Origin of the sequence: Streptomyces sp. NPDC007875 (genome assembly GCF_042868035.1) — a bacterium.
Lineage (GTDB): Bacteria > Actinomycetota > Actinomycetes > Streptomycetales > Streptomycetaceae > Streptomyces > Streptomyces antimycoticus.
On the sequence record NZ_JBIADZ010000017.1, the window covers coordinates 26,252 to 39,525 of the forward strand.

General features: G+C 71.3%; 11 protein-coding genes. 5 read left to right on the forward strand and 6 right to left on the reverse strand.

What is annotated here, in order from left to right; genetic code table 11:
• Nucleotides 1–9: 9 nt before the first annotated feature.
• Nucleotides 10–1,347, forward strand: coding sequence for a cation:dicarboxylate symporter family transporter (locus ACFYOY_RS30175; protein WP_388590669.1), 1,338 nt, complete (start codon nt 10–12; stop codon nt 1,345–1,347).
• Between the two features lie 74 nt (nt 1,348–1,421).
• On the opposite strand, the gene ACFYOY_RS30180 is transcribed toward ACFYOY_RS30175, so the two are convergent.
• Nucleotides 1,422–1,904, reverse strand: coding sequence for an Lrp/AsnC family transcriptional regulator (locus tag ACFYOY_RS30180; RefSeq protein ID WP_388590671.1), 483 nt, complete (start codon nt 1,902–1,904; stop codon nt 1,422–1,424).
• Between the two features lie 153 nt (nt 1,905–2,057).
• On the opposite strand from ACFYOY_RS30180, the gene ACFYOY_RS30185 reads away from it, so the two are divergent.
• Nucleotides 2,058–4,412, forward strand: a complete 2,355-nt coding sequence (locus ACFYOY_RS30185; RefSeq protein ID WP_388590800.1) for a pyruvate dehydrogenase — start codon at nt 2,058–2,060, stop codon at nt 4,410–4,412.
• A gap of 126 nt (nt 4,413–4,538) precedes the next feature.
• Here the strand turns inward: ACFYOY_RS30185 and ACFYOY_RS30190 are convergent, their stop codons facing one another.
• The 4 genes from ACFYOY_RS30190 to ACFYOY_RS30205 form a co-directional block, all read right to left on the reverse strand.
• A complete protein-coding gene (locus ACFYOY_RS30190; RefSeq protein ID WP_351893503.1) occupies nt 4,539–5,036 on the reverse strand; it encodes a hypothetical protein in 498 nt (165 codons plus the stop codon).
• Between the two features lie 186 nt (nt 5,037–5,222).
• Entirely contained in the window at nt 5,223–5,774 is a 552-nt protein-coding gene (locus ACFYOY_RS30195) for a DoxX family protein (protein WP_351893500.1), read from the reverse strand.
• Nucleotides 5,775–5,865: 91 nt separating this feature from the next.
• The gene (locus ACFYOY_RS30200) at nt 5,866–7,257 is read right to left on the reverse strand and encodes an MFS transporter (protein WP_351893497.1); all 1,392 of its coding nucleotides are present in this window, start codon (nt 7,255–7,257) and stop codon (nt 5,866–5,868) included.
• Nucleotides 7,258–7,368: 111 nt separating this feature from the next.
• Entirely contained in the window at nt 7,369–7,872 is a 504-nt protein-coding gene (locus ACFYOY_RS30205; protein WP_351893493.1) for a metallophosphoesterase, read from the reverse strand.
• A 98-nt stretch (nt 7,873–7,970) separates the two neighbouring features.
• Here ACFYOY_RS30205 and ACFYOY_RS30210 point away from each other — a divergent pair, with 98 nt between their 5' ends.
• A complete protein-coding gene (locus ACFYOY_RS30210; protein ID WP_388590674.1) occupies nt 7,971–8,525 on the forward strand; it encodes a tyrosine-type recombinase/integrase in 555 nt (184 codons plus the stop codon).
• Nucleotides 8,526–8,634: 109 nt separating this feature from the next.
• Nucleotides 8,635–9,321 (forward strand): GntR family transcriptional regulator, encoded by a 687-nt coding sequence (locus ACFYOY_RS30215; protein ID WP_351893486.1) that lies wholly within the window; start codon nt 8,635–8,637, stop codon nt 9,319–9,321.
• 53 nt (nt 9,322–9,374) lie between these two features.
• Here the strand turns inward: ACFYOY_RS30215 and ACFYOY_RS30220 are convergent, their stop codons facing one another.
• Nucleotides 9,375–10,760: an aminopeptidase P family protein gene (locus ACFYOY_RS30220; RefSeq protein ID WP_351893482.1), complete on the reverse strand. Its 1,386-nt coding sequence runs from the start codon at nt 10,758–10,760 to the stop codon at nt 9,375–9,377.
• Nucleotides 10,761–10,908: 148 nt separating this feature from the next.
• Here ACFYOY_RS30220 and ACFYOY_RS30225 point away from each other — a divergent pair, with 148 nt between their 5' ends.
• On the forward strand, nt 10,909–13,245 hold the full coding sequence (locus tag ACFYOY_RS30225) for a collagenase (protein WP_388590676.1): 2,337 nt from the start codon (nt 10,909–10,911) through the stop codon (nt 13,243–13,245).
• The last annotated feature ends 29 nt before the right edge of the window (nt 13,246–13,274 follow it).

Consider the following 13,274-nt stretch of genomic DNA (forward strand, 5'->3'; position numbering starts at 1 on the left):
GCACCAACGATGACATCCACCACCACGGCCGGCCGCCCGCAGCGGTCACGGCTGAACCGCCTGATACGTGAGTTGTGGTTCCAGGTGGTGCTGGCCGCGGTCCTCGGGATCGCCGTCGGCCTGCTCCTCCCCGGGTTCGGAGAACACCTCGCACCACTGAACGACTGGTTCATCGCCCTGGTGAAGATGATCGTGATCCCGGTCGTCTTCTGTGTGGTCACGACCGGCATCGCGTCCATGGACAACCTGCGCAAGGCGGGTCGCATCGGCGTCAAGGCGATCGGCTACTTCCTGGTGCTGTCCCTGGCGTCGATGCTGATCGGACTGGTCGTGGCCAACGTCTTCCAGCCGGGCGCGGGACTGCACATCGACCCCTCCACACTGAACGCCGACGACGTCCCCGACACCTCACAGGCGCACGTCACGTTCACCGGTTTCGTCTCCTCCCTGATCCCCACCTCGCTGTTCGGCGCCGTGACGGGGGACGCGATCCTCGCCGCCCTGATGATGTCGATCGTCTTCGGCGTGGCGCTGAACATGTCCGGCGAAGATGCCGCCCCGCTGACCAACGGGATCCGCGCCCTGTCGGACGTGGTGTTCCGGATCGTGGGCTGGGTCATGCGGCTGGCCCCCATCGGCACCTTCGGTGCCCTGGCCATGGTGGTGGCCACCTACGGCGCGGAGAGCCTCAAGCAACTGGGCTACCTCATCGTCCTGTTCACCGCCACCTGTGTGCTCTACGTGCTCGTCGTGCTCGGGGCGATCATGCGGGCCTGCGGATTCGGCCTGTTCGCTCTCATGCGCTTCCTCAAGGCCGAGCTGCTGGTGGCGCTGAGCACCTGCTCCAGTGAGGCCGTCCTGCCGCAGTTGGTGCGCAAGCTGGAAACCCTCGGCATCGGCCGGCCCGTGGTCGGCATCGTCATTCCGTCCGGGTTCTCCTTCAACCTGGACGGCTCCGCCGTCTATCTCACGATGGCCTCGATGTTCATGGCCCAGGCCGTGGGCATCGACATGTCCTGGCAGCAGCAACTGGTCATGGTCGGCGTCATGATGCTCACCAGCAAGGGCACCGCGGGCATCGCCGGCGGCGCCTTCGTCGTGCTGGCCAGCACGGTCACCGCCGTCGGCCACATCCCCCTGGCCGCCCTGTCGCTCATCGTCGGCGTCGACCGCATCCTCAACGAGGGCCGCGTCTTCATCAACGTGCTGGGCAACGCCGTCGCCACCATCGTCATCGGCAAGTGGGAGAACGACTTCGACGCCGACCGGGCCCGCGCCGTACTCCATCCGTCCGCCGTGTCCCCCGAACCGGCAGCGGATGACACCAAGGTCGGCGCCGCCGGCTGACCTCGCTTCCGGGCGCCGCCGTGACCCGGCGGCGTCCAGGAGTTCCACCGGCCCGCCGTGTCCCCTACAGCCTGTTATCCACCCGCCGCTGCACGGCGCAGCAGTGGGGTGAGGCGGTGCGGCACCAGTTCGCGCATGGCCAGGGCCGTCGTGGTGCGCTCGATGCCCGGGATGGCGAGGATCTGTCCCGCGATTCCGTACAGGGCCTCCACATCCGTGGCGGCCACCCGTATGAGCAGATCCGTCTCGCCGCTGAGGCCGAAGACCTCCACGACCTCGTCGATGCCCGCCAGCGCTTCGGACACCTCGGCCAACCGGTGCTGATGGACCCGCGCGGTGACGAACGCGGTGAGGGGATGGCCCAGCGCCTTCGGGGCGATCCGGCGTTCGAAGGAGTCCAGCGCGCCGCCCTGCTCCAATCTGGCCACCCGGGCCTGGACGGTGTTGCGGGACAACCCCAGCTGCTCGGCCAGGGCGACGATGGTGGCTCGTGGATCGGCGGCAAGCGCGAGCAGGATCCGCGCGTCGGTGGCGTCCACGCCTCGTTCATCGCTCATGGTGCCCAATCGATGTCCCTCATCCGCCTCGGAGTCTGAGCAGAATGCACAGTGCTACGGGCACATGTTGTGCATCCAAGGGATTATCTGTCTACTGGCGGAGCACAACGTCAATTTTTGCGGAAGCAAGGTGCGGACAGTGGGGTGCGCTCTGTGACGGTCGTGAACTCGGCGCCGAGGTCAGCCGGCGGCAAGGGCTCGGGCATCGCCCGGGAGGCGGAGCTCGCCGCGCTCGAGGCGGTCGAACGGCGCGTGCTGTGGCTGTCCACGGCGATCATCGACCACGCCAATCGGGTGCGGCCGAACCCCTCGGGCCTGAAGGTCGGCGGTCACCAGGCGTCCAGCGCCTCGATGACCTCGATCATGACGGCCCTGTGGTTCCACGCGCTGACCTCCGAGGACCGGGTGTCGGTCAAGCCCCACGCCTCGCCCGTGCTGCATGCGATCAATTACCTGCTGGGTGAGCTGGACGAGTCCTATCTGACCACCCTGCGCGCCTTCGGGGGCCTGCAGAGCTACCCCAGCCGGTCCAAGGACCCCGACCCGGTCGACTACTCCACCGGTTCGGTCGGCATCGGCGCCACCGCGCCCCTGTGGGGGGCCATCGCGCGGCGCTACGCGGAGGGGCATTTCGGCGGGGCCGGTACGGGACGGCAGTACTCCCTGCTGGGCGACGCGGAGCTGGACGAGGGCGCGATCTGGGAGGCGATCCAGGACCCGATGGTGCCGGGCCTGGGCGAGGTGGTGTGGGTTGTCGACCTGAACCGGCAGTCCCTGGACCGCGTGGTGCCCGGTATCGCCGCGGAGCGGCTGCGGGGCATGTTCACCGCGGCCGGCTGGCAGGTGATCAACCTCAAGTACGGGCACGCCCTGCGGGGGCTGTTCGCGCGGCCGGGCGGCGAGGCGCTGCGCGCCCGTATCGACGCCATGGGCAACCCCGAATACCAGCGCCTGCTGCGGTGTTCCGCCGACGAACTGCGTGAGCGCCTGCCCGGCACCGGCTCCACGGCCGGGCCGATCGCCGACCTCATCGCGCCACTGGACGATGGCTCGCTGCTGGCAGCGGTGCGCAACCTGGGCGGCCATGACATCCGCGCCCTCATGGACGCCTACGACGCCGTCGACGACACCCGCCCGACCGTGATCTTCGCGTACACGGTCAAGGGCTGCGGGCTGCCCACCGAGGGCCATCCGCAGAACCATTCCTCGCTGTTGACCGGCGACCAGATGAAGGAGCTGGCCGACCGTCTGGGGACGGACCTCGACCGCCCCTGGGCGGCCTTCGGCGACGGCTCGCCGGAAGCGGCCCTGTGCGCGGCGGCCGCCGATCGGCTGCGCCGCCCCGGACACGCATCGCGGCGGCCCCCCGAGGTGCCCGCCGACCTGGCCCGCCCGGCGCCGACCGGCATCGGGAACACTCAGCAGGCTCTCGGGCGTGTCCTGCTGGATCTCACCCGGCGGGCGCCGGAGGCGGCCGCCCGGATCGTCACCGTCAGCCCCGACGTCAGTTCCAGCACCAATCTCGGTGGCTGGCTCAACAAGGTCGGTGTGTGGTCGCCGACCGAGCGTCCCAACTGGTTCGCCGACGACGCCGAGACGATCCTGCACTGGCGGGAACGGCCCACGGGCCAGCATGTGGAGCTGGGCATAGCGGAGACCAACCTGGTCGGTCTGCTCGGCGAATTGGGCGCCACCTGGAGCCGGTGGGGCCAGCCGCTGCTGCCGATCGGTGTGGTCTACGACCCCTTCGTCAACAGGGCGCTGGAGCCGTGGTCCTTCGGTATCTACGCCGGTGGCCAGTCGATCCTGGTCGGCACGCCGTCCGGCGTCACGCTCGCCCCCGAGGGCGGTGCCCACCAGTCGATCACCACTCCGTCGCTGGGTATCGAGCAGCCCGGCTGTGTCACCTACGAACCCGCGTTCGCGATCGACACCGAATGGTGTTTGCTGGCCGCGCTCGGCAACCTCGGCCGTCCCGACGGCAGTTCGGCCTACCTGCGGCTGTCCACCCGGCCCGTCGACCAGTCCGCGGCCGCGGTGCCGACGGACCCGGCCGCGCGTGAGCGCCGCCGGCGGCACGCGGTCGCCGGGGCCTACCGGCTGAGGCAGCACGAGAACCCGGTGGTGACCCTCGCCGCGATGGGCGCACTGGTCCCGGAGGCCCTGGCCGCCGCCGACCGGCTCGCCGCCCTCGGCTACGGCGCCGATGTCGTGTGCGTGACCAGCCCGGACCTGCTCTTCCGCGCGCTACAGGCCCGCCGCGGCCTGTCGGAGGACCCGACCTGGATCCTCGACCAGGTCTTCCCCGCCGAGCGGACCACGCCGCTCGTCACCGTGCTGGACGGCCACCCGCACACCCTGTCCTTCCTGGGCACGATCCAGAACACGCCCGTCACCACTCTCGGCGTGACCCGGTTCGGCCAGTCCGGGGCGATCGAGGACATCTACCGCTACCACGGCATCGACAGCGATGGCATCGTCGCCGCGGCCCTGGACCACGTGGAGTAAGGCGGGGCCGGAGGCTCGCATGCCTCGCACCTTCGAGGTGCCACACATACGAGGGTGCCGTCCGGCGGGGGACGGCACCCTCGTATCCGCGGCCATTCCAGCCGTTCCCTGCGCCTGCTTCCGGTGCTATCTCGGCATCTCCGTCGATGTGCCGTTCACCGTTCCGGTGGCCCTCGTGGGGCGCTCCAGGATGCCCCGGGTGTCGGGCGGGGCCGGTTCCGGGGCGCCGGTGGTGTGCTGCGGGCCCGTGGACTCGGCGGCTGGGGCGCTCCCGTTCGCGGTGCCGTTGTGCGGATGCGCCGACCCGTTGATCTTCTCGATCGCCTGCCGGGCCTGCTCACCGGGGGAGCGGGCCGCCAGCGGCGGTGAGGGATGGGGCGCCGTGGCCGCGGGCTGGGTCCGCTCCCGCTCGGGCTTGGCGTGGACGCCGATGGTGTGGGTCCCCTGGCGCAGTCGATGGCTGACCGCCTCGTCGAGGCTCACCGGCCGCTGCGTCTGGGCCGCCAGCCGGCCGGCCTCCTGGCCCAGCGAGGCGACCACTTCCCAGGGCAGATGGAGCACCAGGCGGACTTCGGCGTCGCCATCCGGCAGCGCCTGGATGGGAGGGATGAACCGGTCATTCATGGACGGGGCCTCCGGTCTCGGTATCGGCCTGTGCGGGCGGCGCGCGTCCCATGGGCAGGACGCACACAGAGCGATACGGAGAACCGGTTCCTGGTGTTCACCCGTGCGACGGCGATCCTTCTCCCCACCCCGTGCCCGGGCTCCTCGCCGCCCTGTGCCCCGGGCTCCTCGCCGCCCCGGTGACCGTCAGGTCTTGCTGAGCAGGATCGTCACCGTCGCCAGGATCGCCGCCAGCACCAGCATGGTGATGCCGTAGATCAGCCGCTGCGACCGCAGAATGGGGAGGAACGCGTCGAAGGAGATCCGGCCGGCCCCGGAGAGCGCGAGCCCGGCGGCGCCGACCCCGACCAGCAACGGGAACTCGAAACCGCCGAAATAGCCGAGCGGCGAGGCGGCGGCGACGGCGTTGGCCATCGTGCCCGCGACGGCCGCACCGGCGAGCGGCGTGAGCAGCCCCACGGCGAGGGCCAGGCCGCCGAAGGTCTCGGCGAGCCCGGCGATCACGGCCATGGCCTTGGGTGCCGGATAGCCGAACTGCGCGAACGCCACGGCCGTCTTGTCGATGCCCAGGCCGCCCCACCAGCCGAAGAGGTGCTGTGCGCCGCGCGCGGCGACGATCAGCCCGACGCCGAGCCGGAGGACCAGCAGACCGACATCATGGGCTCGGAGCACATGCGCCGCTGACCTGGGCGAGGCCGGGGCGGGTGCGGTGGCGTTCTCGGGGTGGGAAGAAGTCATGGCGCCCTCGTCTGGCCGGGCTCGGCGCGGATCGCCGAGCCGAGATCCGATATGCACCTTAAATACTTTTTATTCCACTGAGCTGCGGGGTTCAATCCGGGCACCCGTCGACCGCGGAGCGGCCTCCGCATGAGCCGCCGGGCCGTACCCGCGTCAGCACCAGGAGCACGGCCCCGGCCAGACAGCAGCCCCCGGCCGCCATCAGGACCGCGCCGACGGCCGCGGCCGTGGGGGCGCCGTGCGCGTCGGCGGCGGGCGCGGACAGGGTCACCCCCAGCCCCGCCGCGGTGGTGATGACCGTCTTGGTCACCCCCGATGCCTCCCCGGCGCGCTCGGGCCGCACCACCGCCTGGGTGGCGATGAGCGTCAGGGCGCCCGCGACCCCGAGCGCGGCCCCGCACCCCGTGACCGCGACGAGGAAGACCGGCAGGGTCGGCGCCGCGGCGGCGGCGCCCAGCGCCGCCGCCCCCAGCACCAGGACCCCGGCCATCGCCCGCACCGCGTGCGCCGTGCGGATCCGCCCCGCCACCGGCCCGGCCAGTGCCATCGCCGCCGCCGGGGCCAGGAAGGCCGCCCCCGCGCCCGTCGCCGACAGCCGCCACGGCCCCTGCAGCGCCAGGGGCACGGCGAACAGGACGACCACGGTCGCGGCATTGGCCGCCGCCCCCGCCGCCGTGAGCGCCACAAAGGGCCGGTTGCCGAACAGGGCGAGATCCATCAGCGGATGCGCCGCCGCCCGCTCACGCCGTACGAAGACGGCCCCGAGCCCGACCGCCAGCGCCAGGGCCACCGCCGAGCGGCCCGAGGTCCAGCCCCACAGGTATCCCCGGTCGACCAGGACCGCGAGCGCCGCGAGCGCGCCGGTCGCCGTGATCAGCCCCGCCGCGTCCACGGACACCGGCGCGGTGGTGTCCCGCGATTCCCCGGCCCGTGCCGCGCACACCACGGCGACCAGTGCGAGGGGTACGTTCAGCCAGCACACCGCCCGCCAGGACACCGCCTCGGTGAGCACCCCGCCGACGTAGGGCCCGCACACTGTGGCCACGCCCCCGATGCCCAGCGCCCGGCCCATGACCCGGGCCCGCGAACCGGGCGGACAGGCGTTCGTCAGCAGGGCGAGACCGGCCGGCATGGCCATCGCCCCGCCCGCGCCCTGCACCACCCGCGCGCCCACCAGCACCGGAAGCGACGGGGCCAGCGCACAGACCACTGACGCGCCGCCGAACACCGCAAGCCCGGCCATCAGCAACCGGCGACGGCCGTACAGATCGCCCAGCCGCCCCGCGCCCGCCATCAGCGCGCCGGCCGCGAGCAGATATCCGCTCACCACCCACTGGAGGCCGCCGCCCGCCGCCCCCAGATCCCGCCCGATCCCGGGCAGGGCCAGGTTGAGCGCGAACGCGTCCAGCTGGACGCAGAACACGGTCGCGGACACCGCCGCCAGCGCCCATCGCCCTGCGGACCCGCCACTTGCCGTCGTCATCACACACTCCTCGGCACCCGAAAAGGACCTGTCGGATACCGGGGCTGAAAGGAGAGACGAGCGAACGGAAGGAAACGGGCGCGGCCATCACACCCGGGGAACGGCGATCGGTCAGCGACGGGGCGGCAGCCGGTGCAGCTCCACGGCGGTCAGCCGCCCGGCCTCGATCGTGGCCGTCATGAACGTACAGTACGGCTGCCGCCGCCGGTCGGTGGGGGAGCCGGGGTTGAGCAGCCGCAGCGGCCCCTCGGCCGTGGAGTCCCACGGGATATGGCTGTGGCCGAACACCAGCACATCGAGGCCGGGGAACCGCTCGGCGCAGCGCCGCTCCCGCCCCCGCGCCGCTCCGGTCTCGTGCACCACGCCCAGCCGCACCCCCGCCAGCTCGGCCCGGGCCACCTCCGGCAGCCGCGCCCGCAGCTCGGGCCCGTCGTTGTTGCCGTACACCCCGATCAGCCGGCGCGATCGCTCCTGGAGCAGATCGAGGGTGGCGAGGTCGACCCAGTCGCCCGCGTGGACCACCACATCGGCGTGCGGCAGCCGCTCCAGCAGCTCCCCGGGGAGCGCCTTGGCGCGCCGGGGGAGATGGGTGTCGGACATCAGCAGAAGACGCACACGGACGACCGTACCGCCGTGATGACCTTGACGAGCACATCGGCGGAAGAAATAGTGTGCCAAGCGATTCGGTGTCACGAGGCTCCCAGGGGGTGGACATGGCAGCGCGGTCCCAGGCGCGGACGGCCCAGGACCGCTATCCGCGGCCGCTGGTCTCGACGGCGGAGGCGGAGTGGATCTGGCGGCAGCTGTCGGTGCAGGCCATGGAGGACGGCGCGAAGCCGGAGACCGTGCGGCTGGCCGTGGTGGTGGGCCTGGCGCGGGCCAGCGGCGCCCGGTACGGCGGACTGCTGCGCTGCACCATGTCGGCGCTGGACCTGGACTCCGGGTGGGTGACCATCGAGCACGGCAAGCATCGCGTCCCGCGCCGGCACGGCCTGGACCGCGGCACTGTGCTGGTGCTGCGCCGCTGGCTGCGAGTGCGGCAGGAGCTCTGCGCCGAGCTGGAGGGGGCGGCGCCGGACGCGCTGCTGCTGACGGTGCACCACACCCATGACAACGGCGTGACCGTGGTCGCCGGGCTGCCCATCACCCGGCAGGGGCTGGTGCTCTCCTGGCGCCGGTTCGTCCACCGTACGAACGCCTGGTACGCCGGTCGCCGTCCTCCGCTGCCCACCCGCTTCGAACAGGTCCGCCGGGTCTGGGACACCTGAGCTCGGACCCCGGCCGGGTTCCGGCCGGGCCGTTGTCAGGCCTCTGGCGCAACGTGACATTGTACGCTGGCACTCCGCGCCGACTCGACGTGCCATTCGGAGGGCCGAGATGGGTGAACTCAAGCATCGCAGCCTGGCCACCGTTCAGCACCGGCTGCGCGACCAGGTCGCCCATCAGCTGCGTGCGGCCCTGATAGCCGGTGAACTCCGGCCGGGCGCGGTCTACTCGGCGCCCGGTCTGGCCGCGGACTTCGGGGTCTCGGCCACACCGGTGCGGGAGGCCATGCTCGACTTGGCCCGCGAGGGTCTGGTCGAGCCGGTGCGCAACAAGGGCTTCCGGATCACCGAGGTGAGCGAGCGCGACCTCGACCAGTACACCGAGATCCGGGCGCTGATCGAGGTCCCGGTCGTCGGCCGGGTCACCCGCACCGCGACCCGCGCACAGCTCGAAGCGCTCCGCCCGATCGCCCTGGAGATCGTCGACGCGGCCGCCGCCCATGACCTCGTCGGCTATCTGGAGGCCGACCGCCGCTTCCACCTCGAACTGCTGGGGCTCAATGGCAATGACCGCCTCGTCGAGACTGTTGGTGACCTGCGCAAGCGCTCCCGTCTCTACGGTCTGACCTGGCTCGACGAACACGACCAGCTGCTGCCGTCCGCCGAGGAGCACGTGGAACTGCTCGATGTGATGCTGGCCGGGGACGTCGAGGCGGCAGAGGAGTGCATGACCCGCCACCTCGGCCATGTCCGTTCCCTGTGGGCCCAGGGCCGCGAGGAGGCGGCACGAGTGCCCTGACGGGGCTGCCGCCCCGCCCGGTGCCTTGGACGGGAGCGCATCGCGACCGCGGATCAGCCGGACGGGGACAGCAGTCGGTCCATCCACTCCTCCACCGCATCGGCCGTGCGGGGCAGGGCCGTTGACATCAGGCGGGCGCCGTCGGCCGTGATCACCAGATCGTCCTCGATGCGGACGCCGATCCCGCGCAGTTCGGGTGGCAGGGTCGTGTCGTCGGGCTGGAGGTAGAGGCCCGGTTCGACGGTGAGGACCTGGCCCTCCTCCAGGACGCCGTCCAGGTACTGCTCCGCGCGGGCGCGGGCGCAGTCGTGGACGTCGAGCCCGAGCATATGGCCGGAGCTGCACAGGGTGTAGCGCCGGTGGAGGCCGCTCTCGGCGGTGAGCGCCTGTGCGGCGGGGATGCGCAGCACGCCCCAGTCGGCGAGGCCCTCGGCGAGCACGGTGGAACAGGCCATGTGGAAGTCGCGGAAGCTCGCGCCCGGTTTGAGGGCGGCGATCCCCGCGTCCTGCGCGGCGAGCACCAGCTCATAGACCCGGCGCTGGACGGGGGAGAAGCGCCCGGACAGCGGGAGAGTGCGGGTGAGGTCGGCGGTGTACAGCGCGTCGGTCTCCACGCCCGCGTCGAGCAGCAGCAGTTGCCGCGGGTCGAGCGGGCCGTCGTTGCGGGTCCAGTGCAGCACACAGGCGTGGGCGCCGGCGGCGGCGATGGTCTCGTAGCCCGTGCCGTTGCCCTCGGCCCGGGCGCGCAGCTGGAAGACGCCCTCGATCCAGCGTTCGCCGCGGGGGTGTCGCAGTGCCGACGGCAGGGCGCGGACGACATCCTCGAATCCGGTGGCGGTGTGATCCACGGCCCGCTGGAGCTGGGCCACCTCCCACGGGTCCTTCACCAGTCGCAACTCGCTGAGCACGGAGGCGAGTTCGGGATCGCGGGAGGCGTCCCTGCCGGGGCCGAGGCGGGCGAGGCCGGCCAGGTGGGCGCAGCGGACGCCGGTCAGCCGCTCGGCCTCGGCCAGGTCGGGGCGGTGGCCGACCCAGAACTCGCCGTACTTGCGGTCCCGGTAGAACTCCCCGCCCTCGTCGCGTGGTGACCGCGGGCGCAGGTACAGCACCGGCTCGCCGTCCGGCTCCAGGACCAGCACGTGACCGGGCTGGTCCTCGCCGGTCAGCCCGGTCAGCCAGGCGTACGCACTGTGCGGGCGGAAGCGGTGGTCACAGTCGTGGGAGCGGACCTTCAGCTCGCCGGCCGGGATGAGCAGTCGCTCGCCGGGGAAGCGGGTGGCGAGCCGGGCCCGGCGGTCAGTGAGCTGCTCGAAGCCGGGGACACGGGAGTCACCGGAGGGTGGGGCGGGGGCCCAGCCATCGGCCATCGAGCGGGCGAGGGCGTCCGATACGGGCAAGTCATGGCTGCCGATGTGGAGTTGGGCGGCACGTGCGGTCACGGACACCTCCGGTGAAGGAAATCTGGATGACCTTTTCCTGACGCCTTGTCAGTGCAATTTCACATTACTATGTTACAGGTCACACCTCGTGCAGTGAAGGCCATCGCCTCGGGGCCCCACTCACCCCCACCGCCTCTTGGAGGTTCAGGTGTTACATCCGCGCCCCTCGCGCAGACTCCTGCCGGCCGCGACCCTCATCGCCGCGCTCGTGATGCCGCTCGGGCAGGCCGCCGCGGCCGCACCCAGGGACCCCGCGCCATCCGCCCATCCGTGGCAGCCGAAGGCGGCACCGAAGCCCACGTCCCGGCCCGCCGACAACCGCTTCGACCACGCCCAACGTCTCGACGCGAAACCGGAGTCCAGCGCGGCTCCGGCCCCCGCGCCCCGCTCCGCCATCACCGACGGACGGATCCCCGGCCCGCTGTCCGGGCCGGCCGCCGCCCACCACGACAAGAAGCCGGCCGTCGCCCCCTGCACCCTCGACGGCGTCACCGGGCTGAGTCCCGATCAGCTGGCCGACTTCCTCGCCGACCCCGCGGTCACCGCCGACGGCTGTCTGCGTGGCCTCATCTGGAACTGGGACCCGCGGCTGATCCCCGTCATGTCCGACGCGCACGTCCAGACCGTGGCCCGGCGCATCGCCTCCCTCGCCCCCGGCCACGACGGCGAGAACACCAGCCACCTGTACGAGATGTTCACGTACCTGCACGCGGTGGCCTACCACGACTTCTCGCACGACGAGATCGACACCACCGACGCCGCCACCGTGACCGCGGTACGCGGCGCGGTCGACGCCTTCGCCGCCGCGGCCCACACCTTCGACGCCACCCGGGCCAACGCCGACACCCTGCGCGAGGCCCTGATCGCCTGCAGCGGACCCGGCGGACGCCAGTACCAACTCGGTCTGGTCAAGAAGGTCCTGGCCACCATGGACCCGGAGCACACCGCCACCAACGGGGACCAGTCCTGGGGCAACGCCGCCCTCTCCGCGCTCTCGCTGAACTACCTGGGCGTCTACCCCGGCAACCAGGACAAGGAGTTCCAGGCCGCGGTCGCCGCCGACCCCGGCTACCGTGCCGCCTTCAAGGCGTTCGCCGACTACACCCACCTCAAGGACACCCCCAACGCCTGGGTCGTCCGCGACGCCCTCCTCGAGTACGGCCGCTTCGGCGAGATCGACTTCCTCAAGCAGCAGACCATCACCGACCTCGGAGCCCTGCTGCCCGTCACCGTCAAGAACTTCGGCGAGGGCAGCGCGCCCTGGGGCAAGGTCGTCTCCTGGCTCATCACCTTCGAGGCGTGCCGGCCCTACGGCGTCTGCAAGGAGGACATCGAGAAGCGGATCTTCCCGAACACGTACTCCTACGACAACGGCGGCATCAAGGTCCGCACCGCCCTCGACCGTGCCACCGTCGACCAGCTCTACTATGCGTCCAAGCAGGTCAGGGCCCAGTTCCATCGGGTGCTCGGAATCGAGGAGCCGCTCGCCGACGACCCCAACGCCACTCTCGGCATCGTGCTGTACGCCTCACGCTCCGACTACGAGGTCTACCACCCGCTGCTCACCGGCATGGGCACCGACAACGGCGGTGTCTACATCGAGAAGGGTGCGACCTTCTACACCTACCAGCGCCGCGTGCCGCAGGACTCCTCCCTCACCCTGGAAGAGCTCTTCCGGCATGAGTACACCCACTACCTCAACGGCCGGTTCGCCATTCCCGGTTTCTTCGGTGAGGGCCCCTGGTACGAGGGCGACCGCACGACCGCCATGGACGAGGGCAGCGCCGAGTTCTTCGACGGCTCGACCCGTGACGACGGCATCCGTGTACGCCAGTCCCTGGTCCGCGACATCATCAACGACACCCAGGGCGGCAGGCCGCGGATGACGATCAACGAGATGCTGCACGCGACCTACGACCGCGACGGCTTCCGCTTCTACTCCTACGCGGGAACCCTCTTCGAGTTCCTGTGGCGCGACCACCCGGCGAAACTCCAGGAGATGTACCGGTTCATCCGCGCCGACGACCCCGTCGCCTTCGACAACTGGCGCAATCAGCAGGGCGCGGACACCAACCTCCAGCAGCAGTACGACGCCTTCCTCGACGCACAGATAGCCATCGTCGACGACCTGTTCGTACCGGACACCACGTACATCCCCAACAAGGACCTGACGCTCACCGACGCCGCCGGGGCGCAGAGCGCCTTCTCCCAGGCCACCGGCGATCAGCCCGCCTGCAAGGACAGTGGCGACGGCGAGCACGGACGGTTCGTCTGCACCGGCGAGATCACCGCGAACCTCAGCGACCCCGGCAGCCTCAACAAGGTCTTCACGGAGATGTCCGAGGCGGTCGACGCCAACCTGCTCGACCGTTCCAGGCCCGCCGCCGTCGACTTCAGCGATATGAACTGCAGTTTCGACCGGCCCACCGTGGCGGGCAACTCCGGCACCGCGGACTTCAGTTGCGAGGGACCGTTGCGGCGGTGACCTGACTTTCGGTACCGCGCATCCGCACC